Here is a 25,129-nt window from a genome sequence, read left to right as displayed (position 1 = left end):
TTGCAACCCGTGATGGGGCGCCTACTGTCATCTTCAGACAGCGAGGGCCCCATGACACAAACCGACATCTGGCGACTGAGCGCCACCGAACTGACCGACTTGACGCGAAGCGGAGATCTGGCCGCCGAAGAGGTCGTTCAGGACGCGATCAAAAGGATGCATCAGGTCAACCCGGATCTGAACGCAGTCGTCGAGGACCTGGGCACCGAAGCTCTGGAACGTGCCCGCGAGTTGGACAAAGCGCGCGTCGGCGGCGCAGCAACAGGTCCGTTGCATGGTGTTCCGGTCACCATCAAGATCAACGTCGATCAAAAGGGGCATGCCACCTCAAACGGTGTTGTTGCGTTGAAGGATGTGATCGCGCCCGACGACGCGCCAGTGGTTTCCAATCTGCAAAATGCCGGGGCAATTGTGATCGGGCGCACAAACACGCCCGAATTTTCCTTTCGCGCAGATACAGACAACGTGCTGCACGGGCGCACGCATAATCCCTGGGGCCGACACATTTCGCCCGGCGGCTCTTCGGGTGGTGCCGGGGCTGCCGTGATGGCAGGTGTCGGAGCATTGGGCCATGGCAACGACATCGGTGGCAGCCTGCGATTTCCCGCGGCGGCCAATGGGGCCGTCACCGTCAAGCCCGGGCTTGGGCGAGTACCGGCGTGGAACCCTAGCCAGTCGGTGGAACGCGGTATTCTTGCACAGTCAATGTCGGTTCAGGGCCTGATCACCCGCTCTGCTGCGGACCTGCATCTGTCGATGCCCAGTCTGATCGCACCTGATCCGCGCGATCCGTTTCATGTGCCGTTGCCCTGGCGCGGCGAGGAACCCGAAGGTCCCATCCGCGTCGCATTTACCAAAAACACCTTTGGCTATGCCCTGCACCCCGAGGTCGAAAAGGCGCTGGATACCGCGCGCGAGGCGCTTGTCGACGCGGGCTATCGCGTGGAGGATGTCGAACCCCCGAACGTCTTTGAATGCGGCCGGATCGGGTATCGGACCCTGATGGGAGAAGTTCTGACGCTGATGAAAAGCGATATCGAGGCGGCTGGCTCACAGACGATCCGCAATATCTTTGACGTCTATTTTCAGGAATTCCCGCCCATCGTCGAAACCGAGATGGTGCGAATGCTGGCCAAACGCTCGGCATATGCGCGTGACTGGTCAGTGTTTTTGCAGGAGTATCCGCTGGTCTTGTCGCCGTTCCTGCCGCAGCCCTTCTTTAAGCCCGACCGCGACACCGAAGGTGCGGAAGGTGTGCACGAGGTTCTGGGCTGTGCGGTGTATTCCTATGCGATGAATTATTTGGGTCTGCCTGCCGCCTGTGTTCCCGCGCGACTGGCGCAGCTGCCAAACGGGCCGCAGCCCATCAACGTTCAGATTGCCGCCCGGCGCTGGCGCGAGGATTTGGCTGTGGATGCCGCTGCCGCAATCGAATCGCGGGTCGGCCAAATGGCACCGATTCTGTGGGAACAGATGGCCACCGCAGGATAAAAGCCGCGCACAGCACCCGAAAACAAAATAGACCCCGGGGTTTTGTGCCCGGGGTCCGCATACTAAAATATGCCCGGATTTCAGATAACAGGCGTGGCACCACCCACCCCTGCTAGCGCGAATAAAGCGCGGTAGTTCGAAAACACCTTGGGATGGCCACTCACTTCCACCCCGGCGTGTTCTCCGGGCACGGACAAGTTAACAAAGGGTTATTTCCGTGCCTGTGAACTGGTTCACACAAGCGAAAATTTTTTCCGACCCCGAACTCAGGTGAATTGTTCCGAGATCAACCTTTCCTCAAGACCGTGACCGGGATCGAAAAGGATCCGGTGGCGCACAGCCGGTTCGGATCGGATTTCGACCCAATCGATATCCGGGATGGAAATCGAATCCGCATCCGCCATCACCGGTCGTTTATCGGCGTCAATCACATCAAATCGCACCTGAGCGGTTTTGGGCAACAGCGCCCCCCGCCACCGCCGCGGACGAAACGCAGCGATCGCCGTCAGCGCCAGAACGTCGGAACCGATGGGCAAAATGGGGCCGTGCGCCGAATAGTTGTAGGCCGTCGAGCCGGCCGGTGTGGACAACAGCGCCCCGTCACAAACCAGTTCTTCCAGACGCTCGCGCCCGTCCACACTGATTTTCAAACGTGCAGCCTGCGGCCCTGCGCGCAGCAAGGACACTTCGTTGATCGCCAGTGCCTCATGCACCTGACCGGACTGGTCCATGGCTTTCATGACCAGCGGATTGATCACCTCTTCCTCGGCCTCGGTCAGACGATCCAGAAGATCAGCCTCGCTGTATTCGTTCATCAGAAACCCGATGGTGCCGCGGTTCATGCCATAGACCGGTGTGTTGAGGTGCTGCGTCCCGTGCAGCGTGCGCAACATAAAGCCATCGCCGCCCAGCGCCACCACGACATCCGCATCCCGCGGGGCGGCCTGTCCATATCGCTTGACCAACACGTCGCGGGCGCTTTGCGCCACATCCACGTCGCTGGCAAGAAAAGCGATTCTCTTTGTCATCGTTTCCGGTTTCCGGTGTTACTCATTTGGCTCCGAAACAAACATACCTTTCCCCAATAGGCCAGAGTTGACGCCTCTGCCGACCAATTCGTCGTTTTATAGCCTTTCTGGCATTCATGGTTTCCGATAGGAAATTCGCCAGATACACCCAGCCATGCGGAGCGCACATGAACGCCAACCTTCGTGATACCGGTTTTTTCACCCAGTCCCTGTCGGACCGTGACCCCGAACTTTTTGGTTCGATCACCTCTGAACTGGGCCGTCAGCGCGATGAGATCGAGCTGATCGCGTCCGAAAACATAGTCTCTGCCGCCGTGATGCAGGCGCAGGGATCGGTTCTGACCAACAAGTACGCCGAGGGCTATCCCGGTCGCCGTTACTATGGTGGCTGCCAGTTCGTCGACATCGCCGAAAACCTGGCCATCGACCGCGCCAAGGAATTGTTCGGCTGCGAATTCGCCAATGTTCAGCCGAACTCGGGCTCTCAGGCCAACCAGGGCGTGTTTCAGGCGCTGATCCAGCCTGGCGACACCATTCTGGGCATGAGCCTGGATGCCGGTGGCCACCTGACCCACGGTGCCCGCCCGAACCAGTCGGGCAAGTGGTTCAACGCCGTGCAATACGGTGTGCGCCAGCAGGACAACATGCTGGACTATGATCAGGTCGAGGCGCTGGCGAAAGAGCACCAGCCCAAGCTGATCATCGCAGGCGGTTCGGCCATCCCGCGCCAGATCGACTTTGCCCGGATGCGTCAGATCGCCGACATGGTAGGTGCCTATCTGCACGTGGACATGGCGCATTTCGCCGGTCTGGTGGCAGCAGGCGAACACCCCAGCCCCTTCCCGCATGCACATGTTGCGACCACCACCACGCACAAGACACTGCGCGGACCGCGTGGCGGCATGATCCTGACCAATGACGAGGCGATTGCCAAGAAAGTGAACTCGGCCATCTTCCCCGGCATTCAGGGCGGCCCGCTGATGCACGTGATCGCAGGCAAGGCGGCGGCCTTTGGCGAGGCACTTCAGCCCGCATTCAAGGACTACATCAAGCAGGTCATCACCAACGCGCAGGCGTTGAGCGATCAGCTGATCAAAGGCGGGCTTGATACCGTGACCCACGGCACCGACACCCATGTGGTGCTGGTCGACCTGCGCCCCAAGGGCGTCAAGGGCAACGCGACCGAAAAGGCACTGGGCCGCGCGCATATCACCTGCAACAAGAACGGCGTGCCGTTTGACCCCGAAAAACCGACGATCACCAGCGGTATCCGCCTGGGCTCTCCCGCCGGGACCACGCGCGGCTTTGGCGAGGCTGAGTTCCGCCAGATCGCAGACTGGATCATCGAGGTGGTCGACGGTCTGGCTGCCAATGGCGAAGACGGCAATGCCGAGGTCGAAGCCAAGGTCAAAGCCGAGGTTGCAGAGCTCTGCGCCCGCTTCCCGATCTACCCAAACCTCTGACCCGGGTCAGATGAGCAACGAAAACGGCGCCTCTTGCAGGCGCCGTTTTTGTGCGGTGACACGGGTGTCAGATGTATCCGCGCCAGCGTAGGATGAGTATTGCCAAGGCAAACAGGGCCAGCACCCCGAAGGCAAATGACCCCAACATACTCAGGAACAGGGCCATGCGACGGTCGGACAGATTGATCGCCTTCAGATGTGCCTGAACATTGTCCGAAGCCTGTTCAAGAACCGGAGTATCAAGGATCAATCGCAGTTTCGGGTGATCTGCCATGGTTTCGGCCTTTGCCAGAAACAGCGCCTGTTTATAGATCGGGCGCGGCAGCCTGCGCTTTGCCCGCTTGACCGACTCTGTCAAAGTCTTGTCCCGCACGCCCAGCTTGTCCCGCATTAGCGCGAGCGTTTCGGCTATTCGGGTCTGAATATCGGCATCTTGCGACATCGGCGCCTCCTGAGCGGGCAATGTAACCACCTGACCGGGCGGGGACAATGGGGGTGGTCGTTCTGGCGCACGGGCTGTATCACGTCGATATGCTGAACACGATCATCCATGGCGACCCGACCGAGCAACCTCCGTTATTGATTGCGCATGGGCTCTACGGCTCGGCCCGCAATTGGGGCGTGATCGCGCGCAGGCTGAGTGATGAACGTCAGGTGATTGCGGTCGATATGCGCAACCACGCCTACAGCTTTTGGGACCCGCATCACAATTACCCCGATCTGGCGCAAGATCTTGCCGAGGTCGTCGACAGTGTCGGCGGGCGCGCGGATGTCGTGGGGCATTCCATGGGCGGCAAAGCCGCGATGGTCCTTGCGTTGCAGCACAGTGATCTGGTGCGCAAACTGGTCGTGGCGGATATCGCCCCGGTCGCATACGGCCACAGTCAGATCCAGTATATCGAGGCCATGCGCGCCGTTGATCTGTCCCGTGTCTCTCGCCGGTCCGAGGCAGAAACGCAGCTGGCCGAACAGGGCGTGGAACAAGCATTGCAGAGCTTCTTTACCCAATCGCTGGACGTGGAGGGGCAGCGTTGGCGCCTGAATCTCGACGTTCTGGCAGATCAGATGCCGCAGATCATGGGGTTTCCCAACGTGGCCACGACATGGGGTGGACCCGCGCTGTTTTTGTCCGGCGCGGCGTCCGACTATGTACTGCCCGAGCATCGAGACACGATCCGAGCGCTGTTCCCCGGCGCGCGGTTTGCAAAGATACCCGGCGCGGGACACTGGCTGCACGCCGAAAAACCACGTGAGTTCGAAGCGGCGGTCAGAGCCTTCCTGAATGCCTGACACTCATTCATTGCCGCTTGGCGGTTACATTCGGACATTCAGCGTTGGTCAGCCCAATGCCACCCGGTTTGAATTCCCGCGCTAGTGCTCGCGGAACGCGCGGGACATGCTGTCGGTGACAGGCTTGGCGATATAGGCCGCAAAAGTGCGTTCTTCGGTCTGGATCATGATCTCGGCGGGCATGCCCGGGGTCGGGACAAAGCCCCGCACGCGCTCCATCTCATCCGGCGTCAGGGACACACGCGCCAGATACACCTCTTGCGGGATGCCAGCCGAATCCTCGACCAGCGAGTCGGCAGAGACATAAAAGACCTCTCCGCTCAGCACCGGAGTGGTGCGCTGGTTCAAGGCAACAAGGCGGACGGTCGCCGACTGGCCGGTCACCACGCTGTCGATCTCGGTTCTGGGAATCTGCGCCTCGATGATCAGCGGGGCATCGGCGGGCAGGATCTCGGCAATTGCCTCGCCTGTTTCGATAACGCCCCCTGGCGTGTGGTGATGCAGACGCACAACCGTGCCTGTGACCGGGGCACGCACAACAGCGCGGTCCAGAACGCTGCGGGCCTGACGGGCCTTTTCGCGGACACTTTCCAGATCGGCCTCGATCACGCCCAGCTCATCCAATGCCGCTTCGCGATAGGCCGACCGCGTGCGCGAAATCTGTTCTTCATATTTCAGAAGCATCTGATTCACTTCCGCCGTTTCCGCCTGAAGCCGGGCCAACTGACCCTCGGCCTCGGCCTGAACGCGGCGGATCGTGTTCAACTCTCCCTTGCGGACAAGGCCTTTTTCGAACAAAGAATTTTTGGTCTCATACTCTTCCTGCAATATGTCCGAGCGCCGCTCCATACTGGCCAGTTGCGCTTCAAAGCCAGCGGCGCGAATGCGCAGCGCTTCCATGTTGCGTTCCAATAGGGCGATGTCATTCATCAGGGTTTTGCGTGAGACATCAAAACTCAGCTTTTGGCTGTCCAAAATGGTCATCACTTCGACATCGTCCGAAGCCTTGATCAAAGCAGCCGAGAACGCCAGCTTCTCTTGCTCGCTGTGTTCAGCCAGCAGTCGTTCGGTCATAGCTTGCAGGCGGATTTTTCGGATGAACAACTCTCGCTCATTGGCTTCGGCCGAGGTTTGATCCAACGTCATCAAAACCTGCCCGGCCTGAACGGATTCGCCTTCGGTCACAAGAATCTCTTCGATGATCCCGCCCTCAAGGTGCTGCACGATCTTGTTGCGACCGGTGGCGACAAAGCTGCCTTGCGCGATCACCGCAGCCGCAAGGGGCGCGCGGAACGACCACAGACCAAAGCCGCCGAAACAAACCACAAGCAGGATCAAACCCAGCACTATCTGCTTGTGTATCGAACGGGGAACTTCCGAGTACCAGACCTGCGGCTCTTCTACTTTTACCAAGTCATTCATGATTTACCCCCCTGCCCCTGCAGCTCGGGGTTCGGGCGTGGCCCATTGAGCTGTTGAAGCACTTGCTCGCGCTGACCGAACAGCGCAACGCGCCCGTCGGTCAGCAGCATGATCTTGTCCACGACATTCAAAAGCGTGGGTTTCTGCGTGATCACCACAACGGTGATCTTGCTTTCCTTGGCCTGCGCGATCGCACGTGCCAGAGCCTTGTCGCCCGCAACGTCGAGGTTCGAGTTCGGCTCATCCAGAACCACCATTCTGGGGTTGCCAAAGAACGCGCGCGCCAGGGCGATACGTTGTTTCTGCCCACCCGACAGCGGCGCACCATCTGCGGCGACAACCGTCTCATACCCCTGCGGCAGGGTCGCGATCATGTTATGAACATCCGCCAGAACAGCAGCGTCGTGGATTTGTTCATCAGTCGCATCCGAACGCATCCGGCCAATATTGTCCTTGATGGTGCCAGGGAACAGCTGCACATCCTGCGGCAGGTATCCGATGCTTTCGCCAAACTGGCGCGGGTCCCAGTTGCGAATGTCCATCAGGTCAAGCCGCACGCTGCCGGATGTCGGCAGGATCGAGCCGACAAGCGTTTTGCCCAGCGTGGTCTTGCCCGCGCCAGAATTGCCGATGATGGCCAGCGTCTCGCCCGGGTTCAGGGAAAACGAGATGCCGTTCAGAACCACGCGCTTGGTTCCGCCGGGCACATAGAGCAGCCTTTCCACATCCACGCGACCTTCGGGGCGCGGCAGGCGCAGTTTTTCATATTGCAGCGCCGAACTGGACAGCAGCGCCTTGATCCGGCCAAAGGCGCCGCGCGTCAGAAGGAAGGTGTTCCATCCCTCGATGGACCCTTCGATCGGCGCAAACGCGCGGCCTGCGATGATCGAGGCTGCAATCACCATGCCGCCCGTGATCTCACCCTGCAGGGCCAGAAACGCACCCCAGCCCAAGATCGCGATCTGCGTCAGCAATCGCACGGCGCGGGAAATGGCGGCAAAGATCACGTTGCGGTCCTGCGCGCGCACCTGCCATGTCAGCGATTGCGCCGTATCGCGACCCCAAATGCGCACCGCCTCGGGGATCATGGCCAGCGCATTGATGATCTGGCTGTTGCGCGACATGGAGTCGAGGTGCTGGTTCGCCATCGACTGAGCCTGATTGGCCTTGGCAAATGGCTTGGCCGTCATCTTTTGGTTGATCAGCGCGATGGTCATCAACAGCAGGGCCGTGACAACCACGATCATGCCAAGCTGCGGATGCACGAGGAAAATCATCAGGATGAACAAAGGCGCGAAGGGCACATCCAGGAATGAGATCAGAGTGCTGGACACCAGAAATCCGCGCACCTGCTGCAAATCACCCAGCGTCTGGTACTCACGCCCGGTGCCATGCAACGACGCATGAGCCGCTGCGCTGAGGATCGGCGCGCCAAGCCGGGCTGCGACTTCGACCGCGGTCCGCATCAGCATGAACCGCCGCACCGCGTCGAAGGTCGATTGGAAAATCACCGCACCGGCGACAATGGCCGTCAACATGATCAACGTGTCCAGTGACCGGCTGGTCAGCACACGGTCGCTGATCTGGAACAGATAGATCGGAATGGCCAGGATCAGGATGTTGGTTGCGCATGTCAGCAGCAGCACGAAGGCCAGGTTCCGCCAGATCGCCCGCAACGAGGTGCGCAGTGTTTTCTGGAAGTCTTCAGGCGGGGTACGCTTGTGAAAGGTTTGGGGTGGCCCTTTGCCATTCCCTCCGCCCGAGGTGGAGCGGATAAGCGGCTCATTTGCCTTGGCTTCGATCGTGGTACCAACACTTTTCCCACCGCCCGTCGGCGCAGAGGGGGTCATGCGCGCAGTTGTTCGTTCAGCAGGTTCACGATCGGGGTTACTGGCATCGGCCACCCCAGCGTCGCGGCCCTTGGCATTTTGGTTCTGCCCGGGTTGCGACGGAGCGCGCCGAAGGGGAGAGCCGACGCGCGATGGTTCTGTCTGCTCTGCCGTGTTTTGTTTTTCTTGGCTGGTTTTTGCGGGACCTGACGTCCTCGCGGCGGGCGCGGTCTGCTGCCCCGCCTTGGTGTCCCGAGCGCCTGTGATCTCAGAGTCCTGCGAATTTCGCTGGGTGACTGGCACGCGCAACTCCTTGCTCAGACGAAACGGGCCGGGAACTTTGCCCGCTTTGCCGCAATCCGGCCCCACAACCCGATCACTGAGTTTCAGGGTGAGGACGCCCCCGCCCCCATGACGGTCCAACGGACTGGCGTATCGGGTGCGGCGCGACGAAAAAACGATCGACATGTAAAAAAACCCTTGGGTCACTCGTAACGGAAGGAAAGGTTAGGCCAGCATGCTCTGCAGGCCGTCAGAGGCATTGGTCATCTCGGCTGGCGTCAGATCGGCAGCGTTTGGTCCGAACGCGTCCTTGTCGCCCACTGCGCCGTTTTCCTCCAACATCAGAGCGATCGCCTCGTTCGCGATCTCTTCGATCTCTTCGTTTTCGGGAACGTCGATCAGACTGGCCTGATGGATCAGCAGTTCCGAATAAGACCCGTCTGCCGCCATGACGGTGGAATCGATCCCCGCCTTGGTGATCGTAGCTGCGTTCAGCAATGCGTTGCTGCCAGCTACGACTTCGGTCGCATCCGCAGCGCCGCCCTCAAGGTGGACATCGTCCTGATCAGCAAGGATGGTGACCTGTTCGACCACATTCACCTGCAAAAGCGAGCCGTCGATTTTCAGAACACGCAACTGCTCCATCCCCGCAAAGGTTGGATCGTTCAGCAGCGCATCCTCCAGCGCGTCCATGTCGGATTGCGTCAGGTCCAGCGCACCCGCGAGGTTGTCGCCCAGCGCTTCGTGTGTGTCCTGACCTTGGGTTTTGACCGTAGCCTGGTTCATCAACAGGTTCTCGTCGGATTGGTCATCCATGGCAGGCAATCCACCGGTCACCACGTCATCGTCCATCAGAACCAACGTCTGGTGCAAAAGATCAACCGAGATCATGTTGCCGCCGATCAGAATGACGTCATAGTAGGTGCCCAGCTGCACCAGATCCGAGACGTTCATCAACTGGTTGTCGCCCAGTGCGTAAAGCGAGGATGAGGCCGAGATTTCGGTTTGAATATGGTCGATATCCGTGGCGTCGATGATCTGCTGGACAAAGTTGGTGACCAGCAGGTCGCCATGGATCCAGTCGACCGTCACGAACACGGGTTGTTCACCCTCACCGGCGCCTTCGGGCAGCCAATGCGCCGATTTGGACTCAAACGCAATCTCGGTGCTTTGCACGACATTCGTACCAGATTCGTGCCCAACCGCACCCTTGTCCATGTCCGAAACCAGCGCCACCTGGCTGATCGCGGTCAGGCTGACAGCTTTACCACCCACAACGATGAACGGAGCGTCAATCCAGGCAATCGTGGCCGAAACCTGATTGATCGCCAGATTACCGCCGGTGATGACGCTGTGCCCATCCTCGGCTCCGGTGTCGTCGTCCTGGTCCCACTCAGCCGGGAGCGGGCTTGGCTCGGCGTCTTCATCCTCTTCGTCCGGCTGATGATAGGCGGGCAAGAGATCGGTCCAGACCGGTGCCTCGTCCACATATTCGCCGTTGACGATGATGCCCAACGCGGCGTCGCCCTGGAATTGATGGACGGTGACGCTCTCGATCTCGGGCATCTCGACCGATTGGAACTCTTGCGCCAGCGCTTCGACATATTCGACCGACAGATAGTCGGACACATCATAGGACACCGTGTTGATCGCGTGCAGCGAAGCGGCGGTTTCCGCGGCCTCGTCGGCCAGTGCCATCAGTGCCTCGGCATCCCGGAAATCCCCTACGCCGACGGTATCATTGTCGTTCAGATAGAGTTTCTGGAACGTGTAGGTCACGGCTGATCCGATCAACTCGGTCTCAACGGTGAACTCAAATTCAATCGGGGTCTCAATGTAAATGATCTTGGTTTCGATCCGCGTCCCGAACACGTCGGGCGCGGCAACATAGGGGCTGCCATCAAATGTCGGATCGAGTGCGATGAAGGTTTCCTGAATTGGAAAGCCCTTGATAAATGGCAATTCCGGTTGTTGTTCAGGGGGGTTAAAGCGATAGGATAAGGGGCCGTATTTGTCGGGGTCCAGTTCCAGATCAGCCTTGATCTTGATCTGCTGCGGTTCTTCCAGCTCTTCAAGTTCAGCCTTGCGGCGCTGCGCGGTGAACTCTTCGTATTGATCCCTCAGGCGGGCTTGCTCAATCGTCAGATCAAAAGTTCCAATAAAGTGTGCAATCTTTTCGGTAACGCTGTCGAACGACATCACTTCTTTCCTTTACCCCCTTACCGGCCAGAAATTTCCGGTTCGGGTTTGGTTGAGCCGAGGCCGCAACGCGCGGCCCCGGCGATTTCGCAAAACCGGGGGCCGAAAATGCGGCCCCCGAGAGGTCAGACTTAAACGTCGTTGTCGTCGCTGGAATAGGACGAGGTCATCGAACCACCAACCATGGTTGTGTCGACCGCGTTGCCAAGGACGTTGGCACCCATGACGATTGTCTGGTTGAACGCTTCGGTATCCACAACTGCTGCGGCCGAGGCATAGGATTCACCGTTGACGATACCGTCGCCACCGTTGTTCGAACCCCATGTGCCCGAATTACCGCCGGCTCCGCCGTCACCCGAGTTTGCACCCGATGCTTCGCCGCCGGTGTTCCACGCGCCATGGGTTTCCCCACCCGTCGCGGTTCCGTTGGCCGCACCGCTGGTGCCACCCAATGCGGAACCCGCACCGCCTGCACCGCCTGCGCCCGAGTAAGCTGTACCAGTTGCACTGCCTGATCCGGTCGAGGTTGCGTCATTGTCCGAGCTGGACGATCCGCCGTAACCGGCAATCGCATGCGCCAGACTGTCGGCAGAGCCATTTGTGTCGGCATCCGAGAAGACGCCAGCATGGCCACCGCCACCTGCGGTATTGGTTGCATCCGCCGATCCCGCACCGCTTGCGGCCGAGTTCGAGGTTGGCGTGGTTGTGCCACCGGCACCGCCTGCGCCATCGGCAGAGGACGTGCCCGAGCCTTGACCATTGGACAGGCCATAGGTCGCGTTCAGGCCACCATCACCACCGGATCCGTCAGGCATCTGCACGTTCGAGTTCGCGCCGTTGATGTCGCCGGGGCTTTGATCAACGTCCGGTCCACCGGTTGTCTGATCGCCCATGCCCTGCGCGCCAGAGATCGCGCCCGAATGGCCGCCTCCGTCTCCGCCAGCACCCGCGCCACCATTGCCAGCACCGCCGGTTCCGGTTCCGCCCGTACCAGTGCCACCCGTACCGGTTCCGCCGGTTCCCGGGTTATTTCCACTGGTATCGCTGCCGTTCTGAGCGTTCGAAGACCCGTGATTCAGGCCCAGACCCAGGTTCTGCTGACCCAGCGCGGACAGCGCTCCTTCGGCCTGACCCGAGTTTCCGCCCAGACCCGTGCCACCAAGACCGGTGCCACCAGGACCGTTACCGCCAGGACCATTGCCGCCGGGGCCATTACCACCGGGACCGTTGCCGCCATCCGCGTCATTCGCAGCGACTGCACCACTTCCTGCGATACCGGCACCATAGTTGTCACCAGCGGTCGCACCGTTCGCCTGGTTGCTACCAGAGGCGGTGTTGTTGGCGTTGCCATTTGAGCCGGACTGACCACTTGCACCATTTGCGCCCTGCGCGGATGCGTCGGTACCAGCCAGACCCAGACCTGCGCCCAGCGAACCAGAGGCGTTGTCGCCGCCGTTGGCGTTGCCATCCGCGTTCGAGCCGGACAGACCAACACCCAGGCCCAGACCGATCGAACCGGCGTTTCCGCCGCCACCGGCAGTTGCACTGCCGTTCGAGCTTGACGAGCCCGTGTTCGCAGCTGTCGATGTCGTGGTGGCAGCACCGCCTGCGCCACCAGCGCTTGTGCCGTTGGCATGCGCGCCGGACAGTCCCAGGCCCGCGCTTACATTATGCGCAGCACCCGAAGATGCGCCCTGGCCACCTTGCGCCGATGCACCCGCGTTGCCGGAATGTCCGCCAAACGCCAGAGCGCCGCCGCCATGGGTATCACCATAGGCCAAACCACCGTGGCTGGTTCCGCCCTGACCGGAATTGCCGCCATCCGAATTGGAGTCGATCCCCTCTTCGGCATAGGCATGACCACCATGGGCGCTGCCGTTTTGCGTAAATCCACCCGAGTTATCCAGCGATACACCGCTCAAGTGATCCGCATCATCCAGCTGCGCCAGCTGGTTGTTGATTGATGAGAAGTCGTTTCCGGCGCCATCAAGTGAGATATCAAGGTTCAGGTCATCGCCCGGATCATAGTCCAGATTGTTCCCGGCCGTGACCACATTGCCAACACTGCCAACATGCTGAACGTCGACGTCGACATTGTCGTCATCGCGAGGAATCCACTCGCCTTCGCCGAAGTCGATATGGATGTTGTTGCCATTATTGTTGGTGTTGTTGTCTTCACCACCATTGTGGTTGGCCTGCTGCTGACCCTGAGCCTGACCTTGCGCCTGACCTTGACCCTGGGCTTGGCCCTGATCCTGGTCATTGTTGTTTTCGTCGGTCTGTGACTGGGTCTGGTGATCAAACTGGACGTTCGAATTGTCTACGTCCTGGCCCTGTTGCTGCTGCTGTTGCTGCGCATCCAGTTCCAGTTCGATTTCGGTTTCTTCTTCGTGTTCGACGACGATCTGATCAATGTCGTCACGACCCTGGTTGCCATGACCCCAATCATAAAACGGTCTGCGGTTACTCATGATTTTCTCCAATATACCGATGCACCGGACCGCCATTCATCTACAAAGCGGCATGCAGTGCGCTTGAAACAGAATTCCGCACAGCAATCGCATTTGCAGACGCTTGTGCGGCAGTCACTCGTTCTGGTTTTTGATACCCCCTTTCTCGGCCAAGCCGATCAGGTACCCGCAGTTCCGCCGTAGAAATGCACGGCAATTGGGTACGTCAGGAACAGTCGCGCTTTTGGAATAAAAGCAGGGCTATCGTTGCAGCGGCCCGGGGGTCTGAATAGCTGGCCGAAAGCATTAAATTAGGCAAGATTATGTCCTAAAAAGGTTTTTTCTTGGGACCGCGCCTTAAAGTCTAAATTTCAGGCAATTTCGCTGACGCCATAGTAGATCACATTTTAATCTTATATTTTACAGAGGTTTAACGGGTAATTTTCAGAAATCACTTAATCGATAGTTCTATAACTCAATGACAAGAAAGAACATTCTATTGCCGCATTTCGCACTTTCCGCTAACATTAAGCCGTTAATTTTAGATTCCGTTATCGTTTCGTGTCGCTGCAAATACACCATTTCAAAATCATTTAGCGACGCAGGTATCAGTGGGGGGAAGTCAATGAGTGATTCATTGAATGACCGCGCGTGTGGTGAAATGGATTATTCCGAAGAGTTGGCGATTGTCTTCGTCGGAAAAGAATTATTCTATTCAAATCAAACTCTCAGAAGTGTTCAAAGTGAATTCGGGGTTGTCGCATTGCGGTTTGACAGCCTGGACGATCTGTTGGCGCAACATAGGGCAACTCCGGCAACCGCGCGGATCGTTGTTGTCGACCAGATGATGATCGAAGATCTTCTGGCCCGACCGAAAGACTATATGGCAGTTGCCAATTCGGGGTGCCTTGCCCTTGCCTATCGCAAGGAAAGCTCGGCGCGGATACTGTTCGAACACTGGGACCGGGCGCGGCATGGAGACATCGGATATCTTCCGATGAATGTGGCGCCTGATGTCTGGCGCGCGATCCTGCGACTTTTGATGCATGAGGAACTGCACCTGCCCAGCTTCCTTGCCGATTGTCTGCCCTCGGCCCCAATGCAAGGTCAGTCTGATCCGATAGCTGCCCGCCCGCGCGCACCAGCCGCGTCCGAGAAACTGCCGTTATTTTCCAAGCTGACGCGTCGGGAAAAGCAGGTTCTGCGGCTTGTTTCCCAGGGCAAAAGCAACAAAACCATCGCCTCGAACCTTGGTATCACCGAGCACACCGTGAAACTGCATATGCATAACGTGTCCGGCAAAATCGGCGTCAGCAATCGCACGGCCGCTGCCCATTTCTATTTCGAAGTCGCCCCGGATCAGGTTCGAAAGACCGCGCCTTGAGCGAAGATTTCGAAACCAAATTCGACCGTCTCATCCTGTTGGTTGGGCGGCTCAACTATATGTGGACCAATACCGAAAGCCTGCTGATCCACCTGATCGCCGGGCTTTCGGGTACCAACAAAGATGTGGCGGTGATCATCTTTCTGACCCTCAACACAACGCGCGCGCGCATCGACCTTGTCGAGCGTCTGGCCAAGATGGAGGGGCAAACGCCCGAAATTCGCGATCCAATCCTGGATCATACTCAGCGCTTGTCGCGCCTGTCGGCCATTCGCAACAAATACAACCATTGCATCTATTCCTTTGACCCCGAAAGCGGGAATCCAAAAACCATTTTGATGCGCATCGCGGACCGGAAGACGGATATTAAGCTGGGCCGCGAAGACACCGTTGACGAAGATGCGCTGAAAGAGATCGAAGATGTTGTCAAAAGACTGTCAGACGCCAATCGCGACATCTGGAACCTGATCCGGCGACTTGGATTTCCGACGTAGCGGGTGCATCGCCGGGCACAATTCTCAGGTTTAAAGGTTGGTACGGATGACGGGACTCGAACCCGTAAGCCAGTAACGGCGAGGGATTTTAAGTCCCTTGTGTATACCAATTCCACCACATCCGCGTGCAGGCTGTTTGTCTTCTGTGCCTACTTCTACCACCGGCATCCAAGAACGCGGCGACCTGGGCAAGTCTTATCGCCTACCCCGCCGATTGGAAAGAGCTCAAATGCCTCGCTGCGACGTCTCGGCGTGGCGGGTTTTTTCTGCCTCTGCCAAAAGCCAGTCTCGAAACGCCTGATTGCCAGGGTCCAGCTTTGCACCGCTGGCACAAGTCAGGTGATATTCCTCAACCCCGCCCAGCTCGAAGCCAGGTAGGCAGGGCACCAATCCGTATCTTCCGATCAAAATGTCCGTCGCCGGCGGCCGCGCCAGCGCAACCCCGCCTTGGGTCGACGCAATGGCAAAGGCCGAGAGCGTCGTGTCAACATATACAACGCGGCTGTCTGCGGGCAGGAAGTCGACGCCCAACACCTGTGCCCAGTTTCGCCTGTGGTCTGCGACCTCGATCAGGGTATGCGCAAACAGATCGTCCGCCGTTTCGATCCTGTCTGACAAAGCCGGATGCGCCACAGGAATAAGACGTTCCCCAAACAAGGGGATCGCCTCGGTCCCGGGCAGCGAGGGACCGAATGCGATCCACTGCAGCGCCTCGCGCGGCGGCAGTTCTGGCCGGCCGACCATTGAATTCATCTGCACGGTGATCTCGGGATAGGCTGTTAGAAACGCCGAAAGCCTTGGGGCCAACCAGCCGATTGAAAACATCAGCGATGCGCCGATCACGATCGGAGGGCGCGCAGGCCCGGACAAGGCCTCAGCCGCCATTTCCATCCGACCGAGCGCATCACCCACAACGGCCAACAGGCTGCGCCCGGCATCCGTCAGCGTGACACCCGCCGGCGCCCTGTCGAACAGAGCCCGGCCCAAATGCGTCTCAAGCGCGCGGATCTGTTGACTGACGGCAGGCGGCGACATGGCCAGACGCTCAGCGGCGCGCGCAAAGCTGCCCGTGCGCGCGGCGGCCTCGAATACGCGCAGCCAGTTCAGGGAGGGAATACGTCTTGCCATGAGGCAGGATAAGCTCAGCTTATCCTAGCGGGCAAGAGAGATATCTTTCCATCCCCACCCCGCAGTGTAGCGTTTCCATACGATCAGGAGCGTGCCATGGAAAATCTCACTCAGCCCTACGTCACCCGATATCGCGAAAATGGGTTTGTCGCCGGACTTCCTGTGTTTTCGGCGACGGAAATTGCCGATCTGCGGCAACAAATCGAACATTTAGAGCAGAATCATGCCGAAGGCGCCGGATCGCATGATCTGGGGCAGTTCTTTCGCGTCAACGGGCATGTCGTTATTCCCTTGCTGGCCGATCTCGCCCGGACACCGGCAATTCTGGATCTGGTCGAACCAATATTGGGCCCGAACCTGCTGGCCTGGTCTGTTGAACTTTTCATAAAGGAACCCGGCAGTGCCAAAACCGTGTCGTGGCATCAGGACCTGACCTATTGGGGCATGGGGGAAACCGATGATGAGGTCACCGCCTGGGTTGCCCTGTCTGACGTATCCGAACGCGCGGGCTGCATGCGGTTCATTCCCGGCAGCCATCACGGCAGTATCGCCGAACATGACGACACGTTTGATGCCGACAACCTGTTGTCGCGCGGCCAAGCCATTCCGGGCGTGGACGAGGCCAAGGCCGTGCACGGCCCGCTGCTCCCCGGTGAGATGTCGCTGCACCATGGGCGGTGTTTCCATGCGTCCGGCGCAAACCAGAGTGACGACCGAAGGATCGGGCTGGCCATCCGCTATGTCACACCCGAAGTGCGCGATCATGCCCCGGGTCGTGATTGGGCCATGTTGGTGCGTGGCGAGGCTCCTGCAGGTGGCTGGGACTGTATCGCAGGACCGCGCGCCTTGTTTCACCCGTCAGATGTTGCTCTATATGATCGAATATTGTCCGGTCAGGCCGGTACCCTGGCGGCAGGTGCAACCGAATCCGTAGGCCTATACGCAGCACAAGGAGCGACCCAATGAGCCAAACAGTCAGCTTCACCGCCATGAAGGACGGGACCAAAGAAGATTACGAGCTGCTGGAAAAGCTGGAAAAGCCATTCCTTGCCCTGACCGCCGACCGCGTGATCGACGAGCTGCGCCGGGCCGGTGACGCGACACTTGAGGGCTATAAGATCACCCGGCTGGATCATGGCCTGCAATCCGGCACCCGCGCCCTCCGGGACGGTGTCGATATCGACTGGGTCGTCGGCGCGCTGCTGCATGACATCGGCGACGGGTTGGCCCCACAGAACCATGACCGTATGTCCGCCGAAGTAATCCGCCCCTTTGTGCGCTGGGAAGTATCCTGGACGATCGAACATCACGGCATTTTCCAAACGCTTTATTATGGTCACCACTACGGCTGGGACCGCAATGCCCGTGATCGGTATCGCGACCACCCTTTGTTCGAAACCTGCGCGGCCTTCTGTGAACATTGGGACCAGTCCAGTTTCGATCCCGAATACACCAGCGAACCGCTGACGTTCTTTGAGCCCATGGTGCGCGAGGTGTTTTCACGCCAAGCCTATGATCCTGATGTGATCTGCGAAGGGAAAATAACCGATCTGCCGACCCAGCTCGGGGCCGCGCAAACCCTGACGCAGCAGGCAGTACCCAAATAAACTGCTCCACTACGGGAATGCCCCAATATCCGCCGAATTGTTCATGTGGTAGACCATAACTACGGGGCCGCCTCGCGGTCCTTTCCCCCTTGAGCGAGAGGCTGGACTCGACCCCCTCATCCAGCCTCTCAGTCCACCAATCACTTTCAATCATTCGTGAGACGATGGAGGTCTCCCCTCGCTGCATCCTTAGTCGCAGCCCTTCGATCCTACCACAAAACAGCGCCGAAGTCTGCATGCCGCACTCAAATGGGCGGGGTTAGGTCAATCAGTGTTTTTGGGCATTGTCTCGCGCTTCTCGTTTCCAAGCGCGTTTAGGTTTGGATCACGACGATACCCGCCAACCTAAAAATGGATTATCTTCGCTCCCCGGCGTTTGAGATCCGCGAGCGCGTTCTTCGTCAGACAATTCTCAGGTTGAACCGGTCCACGCCATGTTCCGCAGCGGGCACAATTTCGTTCCTTTTACAGTCGCCCTACCCGGCTGTGTGATCTACCTCAAAAATCGAATTTGCTTTTAAGCCGTTTCCAATGCGCGTCCACGCTCTTGTCGCGGGCGGTTCTTGATTTTAGCGCAATGACGTCCAGACAAAAGCTCGGCAGCAATTCGTCCATAACCTGCAATTCACCCGATGCGATTTCTGCGGTGATCATGGAACGCGGCAACCAGCCCACGCCAAATCCAGCGCGTACAAATTCAAACACGGCTGGCCCCAGACCCGCCTCGGCAACGGTTGTCAGGTTCAGCTCTTGCCTGAACGGCCGTGAGATAACCTTTTCCAGCATCTCTCCGAGGAAAAGAGAGCGGGGATAAATCACCAGCGGGATGTTCTTGGCCTTGATGGCAGCTTGCAGGTCTTCATTCTCTTTCAGCGCTGCAACGGGAACGAATTCTTCCGCGCCAAGCTGGAAACGATCAAACAGCTTGAAGCTTTCGTCAATCGGCTCGTTTGGATCATCATAGACAAGTGCGAGATCGGAATCGTTTTTCAGGACACTGAACCCACATTCGTCCCTTGATCCGGACCGAATGCGCAATCGCGGGCCGTCCTCTGCAAGCACGCGCGCGACGCTGGGGGCCCATGACACGGACAGAGTATGCTGACACACAAGCCGCATCACCCGCGCGCGGGTCGCCGAACCGCTCAGCTCGGCATGGATTTCGCGCATCTCTGCTGCGGTTTCGCGCAATCGGGGGATCAATTCAATGACATGGGGGCGTAGAACGACGGGCTTCTTGCTGCGGTCGAAAATATCGCCTCCTACCGCCTCTTCCAGGGTCTTGATCCGGCGGGTGAACGCGGACGCGGTCAGCAATCTCTTGGCCGCCGCTTCGCGCAACGACCCCGTGTCATATACGGCCAGTATATCTTCGATCCACTCAAGCCTCATATACGCCACTGCTCCTGCATGTTTCAGATGTGATCTAAGGGCGTCTCGACAATAAGCCCATCCGGCGATTCAGCGCACTCAGGTCGGTGATGGACATGCTTTGGTTCATTTACCCATAATCCTTTTCCGACGCTCTTGCATTTTTTCATTCGCCTCGACGGTGCCGTCGTGAAACGAGCCGAACCACTTGTCCCAGGGGATCTCCAGGCTGCCATAGTTACACTCGAAATACCGGTGGTGCATCTGGTGGTGGAAGGTTCCAAGCGCAAGCCGGTTCTTGTCACCGATCAGCAGCCCTTGAAAACCGGTATGCGTCGTCATCGCGGTCAGAAAATAGTATTGAAGGTGGAACAGGATATGGACCGGATGTGCACCGATGATCAGGTGCACAAAGACCGAGCCAAGAAAGATCATCTGCTCGATCGGGTGCTGCGACATGCCTGACCACGGACCGACATTGATATTGCGGTGATGCAAGTAGTGCACATGCTTGTACAGGAACGGGATATGGATCGCGCGGTGAATGATGTAGAAGTAAAAGCTCTCCCAGATCGGGATCAGAAAGAAGATTGCTATAAACCAGACGGGATGAGCCTCGAAGGTGATCAGGGGCATGTAGCCATTCGCCAACGCCCAAAGCAAAATCACCTCATAGGCGGTCCAGATGATGACGCCTGTGCCAAGCGTCCAGAACATGTTGTCCCGCACCTGCCCGCCCAGCGTGAACTGCTTGCCGTTCACCATCAACGGGCGTGGATCGTATTTCAGGGTCTTGCCCTGTGCAGAGTAGGTATAGAACCACGCGTGCAACGCCCCGCCAACCAAAAGCGCCAGCACCATGTTGCGCACATATGCCTGTGCCACCCAGCCGAACTCAAAGGTCTTCATCTGTTCCAATGGCGGCTGGAACCACAGATAGCAGGCAAAAGCTATGCCGACGATGATCAGCTTTTCACTGATCAGGAACCACGAGTTCCAGAACCATTTCGCTATTTCTTTCGGGTTGGGAGGCCATTGAAAAACCGGAGAAATCTTGATCGGAATTTCCGGCAGGTGGTTCCATCCCTTTAGCTTTTCATCAGACACTTGGGCCCCTCGTGCAGAATTTGCACGAGATTGACATTTTCCGGTTGGATTGAAAAACAGAAGATATCGATGAACTTCACCTGAAAAACAGAACTTGTATGACCATCTCGATCCGAGCCATGCGCTATTTCAACACTGCACTGTCTCACGGCAGCATTGCGCGTGCGGCTGACGAGTTGAATGTTGCCGCATCGGCTGTCTGGGCAGCCGTGGAACAGATCGAAACGGAATTTCAGCTCAAACTGGTTAATCGGTTTCGCTCAAAAGGTATTGTGGCCACGGCCAGTGGACGGGTCATGCAACGCAAGTTTGCCCGGATTCTGGACGAATACGACGCCCTGATGCTTGAGGGGTCAGAGCTGAAACAGGCGCTGAAAGGAACGTTGAAAATAGGGTATTATGCCCCGATTGCACCAGCGTTTCTGCCCAACATCCTAAAGCCGCTGGCGGGCGCGGACTTTCAGCCCGAATTTCATCTGGAGGAGTGTGACAACACCCGGGCGCAGGAAGGGTTCCTTGCAGGTGAGTTCGATGCCATCCTGTTCGTTTCCGACGATGCGGTTCCTCAAATCGAATTTGACGTTCTGGTCGAGGCGCCCGCATATTGCCTGGTGCCTGCCAAAGACCCCTTCGCCCGCAGGCGTGCAGTTGATCTGAATGAACTGGCAGAACGACAGTTGATCGTCCTGAACCGCCCCTTCGCGAATGACTACTATCACCGCATCCTGAGGCAAGCCGAGGCAGCTTTTCGCCCGCTGGTCTACGCCAACTCTACCGAGATGGTGCGCAGCATGGTTGGTGCGGGTCATGGCGTTACGGTGCTCAACATGTTGCCGCTGACAGCCACCAGCTATGCCGGAGATACGCTTGTGGCTGTGCCGATCTCAACCCCGTTGCCGCCGCTGACGCTTTCGCTGGGCTATGACAAGACGCGGCCAAGACGTATCGTCAGCCACCTTGCTGACCAGTGCAGGCGCTATTTCAACACGCTTCAACCGGGCGCCCATGTTGTGCGGCCGAAACACGAAACCTAGTTTCGGAACGCGCGCTGAGGATCAGGCGATTTCCTTGTATTAAAGGAACATCCCGAACGCTGCGGCCAAAGGCCATTGCAACGAGGGCGGTAAATCCACGCAACAGGTCAGGCGCAATTGCTATACCTCATCAAGCTTCAACTTTGCATGGCGTGGAATGCCGGAAGACCCGCTTTTCAGGCGAAGCTCAGCGGCTCGTGCGTGACCTTCCATACCCTCCATCCGGCTGATCCGCGCCGTGCGCTGCGCCAGTTCGTTGGACGCTTCGGCATTGCTGCGCTGCCAAGTGACGGTTTTCGTGAACTTGTGCACCGACAGACCACCCGTATAGCGCGCGGCACCACTTGTCGGCAGCACATGGTTCGGGCCCGAGGTTTTGTCCCCGAAGGAAACAGTGGTTTCCTTGCCCAGAAACAGCGACCCATAGGCGGATAACCGGTCCAGCCACCAATCCAGGTCTTCGGCCTGCACCTGCAGATGCTCGGGCGCGTATTGGTCGCTGGTCTGTGCCGCCTCTTCCCGGCTGTCGCACAAAACAATCTCGGCCCGGTCGACCCATGCCTGACGTGCTGCGGTCTGATTGGGTTCGGGCAATTCGCTGATCAGCGCATCCGCCCGCGCCATCACCCCCTGCGCCAGGTCCTGGCTGGTTGTCACCAGCCAGACCGGGCTGTCTGCGCCGTGTTCTGCCTGACTGACCAGATCCCAGGCGACGGTTTCCACCTCGGCTGTGTGGTCTGCGATGACCAGCGAATCCGTGGGGCCAGCGAACATGTCGATCCCCACTTCGCCAAACAGCATCCGCTTGGCTTCGGCGACGTAGGAATTGCCTGGCCCCACCAGGATATCAGCGGGCTTGCCCCCGAACAGGCCCTGCGCCATGGCGGCAATTCCCTGCACCCCGCCCAGGTTCAGGATCAGATCAGCACCGCACAGATCCATGGCATAGACAATTGCATCCGGGATACCGACATCGGGCCGGGTGGGCGAAACGGCGGTGATATGTTTGACACCGGCCACTTTGGCGGTGGTGATGGTCATCAGGGCACTGGCAATGTGGCTGTAACGGCCCCCTGGCACATAGCACCCGGCACTGGAGACCGGGATCTGTTTCTGACCCGCAATGAGGCCGGGGATGATTTCGACCTCGCATTCGCCCATTGTCGCCTTTTGCGCCTCGGCGAAACGACGGATATTTTTATAGGCGAACTGAATGTCGTCTTTCAGATCCTGCGGAACGCGCGCGCAGGCGGCGGCGCGGGCCTCGTCAGACAGCGCGATATCACCGGTCCAGCCATCCAGCTTTTTCGCATAATTGCGCACGGCTTCTTCGCCGTCGCGCTTGATATTGGCCAGCATGACCGAGACGATATCGCGGATGTCGTTGCTCTCTGTCGCAGGCCGGGGGGCGGCTTTCTTCAGGTAGGTTATTGCCATCGGGTCAGCTCGTGTTGTGTGTCATGTGGTCCCGGATCGCGGCCGCCAGCACATCCACTGTGTCGATGATCGGTACATCCGCAGCCAGGTCCCGTGTCATCAGGGAAAATTCGGAACAGGCGACAAACAGCAATTCAGCGCCATTCCGGGTCAGCTCATCCGCGGCATCCCGCAGAATGTCCAGCGCCTCTGGGGTTTGGTCGTTTGCCTTGATCATTCGGATCGACCTCAGCAGTTTGTCCGTGTCCTGAGGCCACAGTGCCGTCAGTCCAGCGGTCTGCAACGGGGCGTCGAACACCCCTGCCAGCTTCACCGCAGGTGAGGCGAGAAGACCCACGGTCGCGTTTTCGCGCAGCCTGTCCTGCGCCGTCGCAACCGAGAGCGTCACCATATCCAGAAACGGGACCGAGGCCGCTTGGGTGATGTAGGGCGCATAGTGGTGGGCGGTGTTGCAGGGCATGGCCAGAGCGGTGGCACCGGCCTTTTGCAACCCGCGCGCCATGTCGGCCAGAACCGGGCCGGGGTCTTCGCCCTGCCCTTCGATCAGATGCGCAATGCGGGACGGAACCTGTGGGTTCATATCGATCAGCAGCGGCAGGTGATCCGCGTCATCGCGCGCATCGACCTGTTGCAGAACACGCTGCTGAAGCAAAATCGTAGCCTCAGGGCCCATACCGCCCAAAACGCCCACAACACGACGGGTCATGGGGCGATCTCGCTTGCGGCGTCATCGGGCAACCGGTCACAGCGATGCGCGCGCCCACTTTGCAACGCCCACTGCGAGAATGCTCCGATAGTCATACGCGCCACGGCGCCCTCCTTGCCTACAGATTGACCCAGCGGTCGCTGTTGTCGAAGGCAAAGTCATACCCGCCAAGCGCCGCAGCACCGCCTGTGTGCAGGAACACGACCCGCTCACCTTCAAACTGGCCCATTCGCGCAAGGTCGATCAGACCGGCCGCACCTTTGGCGGAATAGCATGGGTCCAGCAGAATACCTTCGAGTTCAGCAAACATGCGGATCGCCTCGATACCGCTTTCGGTTGGCAGGCCATAGCCTTCGCCCACGTAATCGGTGTTGGCCATGACGTCTTCGCGCTTGACCACCCCCGGGCAGCCCAGCTTTTCTGCCGTCCTGCAGGCAAGATCATAGACCATCTGTTCCTGTTTCGGCTGCGGCGCGCGGGTGCCGATGCCCAGCACCGGAATCTGCGAATTCATGGCGCACATGCCTGTCACCAAACCGGCCTGCGTTCCTGAGGATCCGGTCGCATGCACGACGCGGTCGATCTTTAACCCGGTCCGGTTGGCCTGTTCCAACAGCTCAAACGCGCAGTTGACATATCCAAGCGCACCGGTCGGGTTCGACCCGCCCCCGGGAATGACATAGACCTTGTGGCCCTTTGCGCGCATCTTTTCGGCCGCCCGTTCCATTTCGCCGGGCATGTCGTGGCCACCGGGAAATTTCTCGGTGGTGGCGCCGTGCAGATGATCCAGCAAAACGTTGCCGTTGGTGTTGTAGTTGCCATCCTGATAACCGGTGCGGTCTTCCAGAAGGATATGGCATTTCAGGCCCAGCTTCGCGGCAAACGCAGCGGTCTGGCGGCCATGGTTTGTCTGGGTCGCGCCCTGTGTCATCACCATGTCGGCGCCCTGCTCCAGCGCCTCGGCCATCAGAAATTCCAGCTTGCGCGTCTTGTTGCCCCCGGTCGACATGCCAGTGCAATCATCGCGCTTGATCCAGAGATCAACGCCCAGCTCTTTGGACAAGCGCGCCATGGGTTCTAAGGGTGTCGACAAATGTGCGAGGTGCACCCGGGGGAAACGAGAAAGATGCATAGTTGGTCTTCCTATGATTAAGCCTACGCAAAGTCGATATCACTCTGTCGACCATCGACCTAGGTCGAAATCCACCGCGTAAGTTGCAGAACCTGCAACACCGGACGCTTGAACAGCAAATCTGACCGTTCAAGGGAATGCCATCTCTTTGGCTGAGCCCTGCCCCCCTGTCGGTTTCGCGCGCCCATCTTGGTCAGGGCCAAAATGCCCCGCCGGGGCGTACCACCTCGGTTTGGGTTCGTCACATTGGCGAGATAAACCGGCCCGCAGATGCC

Annotated in this window: 20 protein-coding genes and 1 tRNA gene; 8 read left to right on the top strand and 13 right to left on the bottom strand. The window is 58.7% G+C overall.

Annotation, left to right across the window (positions count from 1 at the left end; translation table 11 throughout):
* The first annotated feature begins 51 nt into the window (after positions 1 to 51).
* Positions 52 to 1,491 (top strand): amidase family protein, encoded by a 1,440-nt coding sequence (locus ACR0AG_RS04235; RefSeq protein ID WP_480836695.1) that lies wholly within the window; start codon positions 52 to 54, stop codon positions 1,489 to 1,491.
* Positions 1,492 to 1,757: 266 nt separating this feature from the next.
* On the opposite strand, the gene ACR0AG_RS04230 is transcribed toward ACR0AG_RS04235, so the two are convergent.
* On the bottom strand, positions 1,758 to 2,519 hold the full coding sequence (locus tag ACR0AG_RS04230; RefSeq protein WP_480836693.1) for an NAD kinase: 762 nt from the start codon (positions 2,517 to 2,519) through the stop codon (positions 1,758 to 1,760).
* A 167-nt stretch (positions 2,520 to 2,686) separates the two neighbouring features.
* On the opposite strand from ACR0AG_RS04230, the gene glyA reads away from it, so the two are divergent.
* Positions 2,687 to 3,982, top strand: coding sequence for a serine hydroxymethyltransferase (glyA, locus tag ACR0AG_RS04225; protein ID WP_480836692.1), 1,296 nt, complete (start codon positions 2,687 to 2,689; stop codon positions 3,980 to 3,982).
* A 67-nt stretch (positions 3,983 to 4,049) separates the two neighbouring features.
* On the opposite strand, the gene ACR0AG_RS04220 is transcribed toward glyA, so the two are convergent.
* On the bottom strand, positions 4,050 to 4,424 hold the full coding sequence (locus ACR0AG_RS04220) for a hypothetical protein (RefSeq protein WP_480836690.1): 375 nt from the start codon (positions 4,422 to 4,424) through the stop codon (positions 4,050 to 4,052).
* Positions 4,425 to 4,471: 47 nt separating this feature from the next.
* Here ACR0AG_RS04220 and ACR0AG_RS04215 point away from each other — a divergent pair, with 47 nt between their 5' ends.
* A complete protein-coding gene (locus tag ACR0AG_RS04215) occupies positions 4,472 to 5,272 on the top strand; it encodes an alpha/beta fold hydrolase (RefSeq protein WP_480836688.1) in 801 nt (266 codons plus the stop codon).
* An 81-nt stretch (positions 5,273 to 5,353) separates the two neighbouring features.
* Here ACR0AG_RS04215 and ACR0AG_RS04210 read toward each other — a convergent pair whose 3' ends face one another.
* The 4 genes from ACR0AG_RS04210 to ACR0AG_RS04195 form a co-directional block, all read right to left on the bottom strand.
* A complete protein-coding gene (locus ACR0AG_RS04210; protein ID WP_480836686.1) occupies positions 5,354 to 6,694 on the bottom strand; it encodes an HlyD family type I secretion periplasmic adaptor subunit in 1,341 nt (446 codons plus the stop codon).
* Positions 6,691 to 8,991 (bottom strand): type I secretion system permease/ATPase, encoded by a 2,301-nt coding sequence (locus tag ACR0AG_RS04205; RefSeq protein ID WP_480836684.1) that lies wholly within the window; start codon positions 8,989 to 8,991, stop codon positions 6,691 to 6,693. The genes ACR0AG_RS04210 and ACR0AG_RS04205 overlap by 4 nt, the downstream gene beginning before the upstream one ends.
* A 39-nt stretch (positions 8,992 to 9,030) precedes the next feature.
* On the bottom strand, positions 9,031 to 11,004 hold the full coding sequence (locus ACR0AG_RS04200; RefSeq protein ID WP_480836683.1) for a type I secretion protein: 1,974 nt from the start codon (positions 11,002 to 11,004) through the stop codon (positions 9,031 to 9,033).
* Positions 11,005 to 11,135: 131 nt separating this feature from the next.
* Positions 11,136 to 13,475: a beta strand repeat-containing protein gene (locus tag ACR0AG_RS04195; protein ID WP_480836682.1), complete on the bottom strand. Its 2,340-nt coding sequence runs from the start codon at positions 13,473 to 13,475 to the stop codon at positions 11,136 to 11,138.
* A 604-nt stretch (positions 13,476 to 14,079) separates the two neighbouring features.
* Here ACR0AG_RS04195 and ACR0AG_RS04190 point away from each other — a divergent pair.
* Complete coding sequence (locus tag ACR0AG_RS04190; protein ID WP_480836681.1) at positions 14,080 to 14,838, top strand: helix-turn-helix transcriptional regulator; 759 nt, start codon at positions 14,080 to 14,082, stop codon at positions 14,836 to 14,838.
* Positions 14,835 to 15,332: a hypothetical protein gene (locus tag ACR0AG_RS04185; RefSeq protein WP_480836679.1), complete on the top strand. Its 498-nt coding sequence runs from the start codon at positions 14,835 to 14,837 to the stop codon at positions 15,330 to 15,332. The genes ACR0AG_RS04190 and ACR0AG_RS04185 overlap by 4 nt, the downstream gene beginning before the upstream one ends.
* A gap of 38 nt (positions 15,333 to 15,370) precedes the next feature.
* Here the strand turns inward: ACR0AG_RS04185 and ACR0AG_RS04180 are convergent.
* Both ACR0AG_RS04180 and ACR0AG_RS04175 read right to left on the bottom strand, forming a co-directional pair.
* A tRNA-Leu gene (locus tag ACR0AG_RS04180) sits at positions 15,371 to 15,457 on the bottom strand.
* A 100-nt stretch (positions 15,458 to 15,557) separates the two neighbouring features.
* Complete coding sequence (locus ACR0AG_RS04175) at positions 15,558 to 16,460, bottom strand: LysR family transcriptional regulator (RefSeq protein ID WP_480836677.1); 903 nt, start codon at positions 16,458 to 16,460, stop codon at positions 15,558 to 15,560.
* 96 nt (positions 16,461 to 16,556) lie between these two features.
* Here ACR0AG_RS04175 and ACR0AG_RS04170 point away from each other — a divergent pair, with 96 nt between their 5' ends.
* Both ACR0AG_RS04170 and ACR0AG_RS04165 read left to right on the top strand, forming a co-directional pair.
* The gene (locus ACR0AG_RS04170) at positions 16,557 to 17,426 is read left to right on the top strand and encodes a phytanoyl-CoA dioxygenase family protein (RefSeq protein WP_480836676.1); all 870 of its coding nucleotides are present in this window, start codon (positions 16,557 to 16,559) and stop codon (positions 17,424 to 17,426) included.
* Positions 17,423 to 18,067, top strand: a complete 645-nt coding sequence (locus ACR0AG_RS04165) for an HD domain-containing protein (protein ID WP_480836675.1) — start codon at positions 17,423 to 17,425, stop codon at positions 18,065 to 18,067. The genes ACR0AG_RS04170 and ACR0AG_RS04165 overlap by 4 nt, the downstream gene beginning before the upstream one ends.
* 498 nt (positions 18,068 to 18,565) lie before the next feature.
* Here ACR0AG_RS04165 and ACR0AG_RS04160 read toward each other — a convergent pair whose 3' ends face one another.
* Entirely contained in the window at positions 18,566 to 19,459 is an 894-nt protein-coding gene (locus ACR0AG_RS04160) for a LysR substrate-binding domain-containing protein (RefSeq protein ID WP_480836674.1), read from the bottom strand.
* A 105-nt stretch (positions 19,460 to 19,564) separates the two neighbouring features.
* Positions 19,565 to 20,545, bottom strand: a complete 981-nt coding sequence (locus ACR0AG_RS04155; RefSeq protein ID WP_480836673.1) for a sterol desaturase family protein — start codon at positions 20,543 to 20,545, stop codon at positions 19,565 to 19,567.
* A 98-nt stretch (positions 20,546 to 20,643) separates the two neighbouring features.
* On the opposite strand from ACR0AG_RS04155, the gene ACR0AG_RS04150 reads away from it, so the two are divergent.
* Positions 20,644 to 21,579: a LysR family transcriptional regulator gene (locus ACR0AG_RS04150; RefSeq protein WP_480836672.1), complete on the top strand. Its 936-nt coding sequence runs from the start codon at positions 20,644 to 20,646 to the stop codon at positions 21,577 to 21,579.
* A 120-nt stretch (positions 21,580 to 21,699) separates the two neighbouring features.
* Here ACR0AG_RS04150 and hisD read toward each other — a convergent pair whose 3' ends face one another.
* The 3 genes from hisD to cuyA all read right to left on the bottom strand — a co-directional run bounded on the left by hisD (position 21,700) and on the right by cuyA (position 24,854).
* A complete protein-coding gene (gene hisD, locus ACR0AG_RS04145) occupies positions 21,700 to 23,016 on the bottom strand; it encodes a histidinol dehydrogenase (protein WP_480836671.1) in 1,317 nt (438 codons plus the stop codon).
* Positions 23,017 to 23,020: 4 nt separating this feature from the next.
* Positions 23,021 to 23,722: a cysteate racemase gene (gene cuyB, locus ACR0AG_RS04140; RefSeq protein ID WP_480836670.1), complete on the bottom strand. Its 702-nt coding sequence runs from the start codon at positions 23,720 to 23,722 to the stop codon at positions 23,021 to 23,023.
* Between the two features lie 118 nt (positions 23,723 to 23,840).
* Positions 23,841 to 24,854: a D-cysteate sulfo-lyase gene (cuyA, locus tag ACR0AG_RS04135; protein ID WP_480836669.1), complete on the bottom strand. Its 1,014-nt coding sequence runs from the start codon at positions 24,852 to 24,854 to the stop codon at positions 23,841 to 23,843.
* Positions 24,855 to 25,129 lie beyond the last annotated feature (275 nt).

The sequence above is a fragment of the Ruegeria sp. H6 genome, assembly GCF_056532975.1.
Note: the sequence above shows the minus strand (reverse complement) of the source record. Positions and strands in the feature narration are given on the sequence as shown.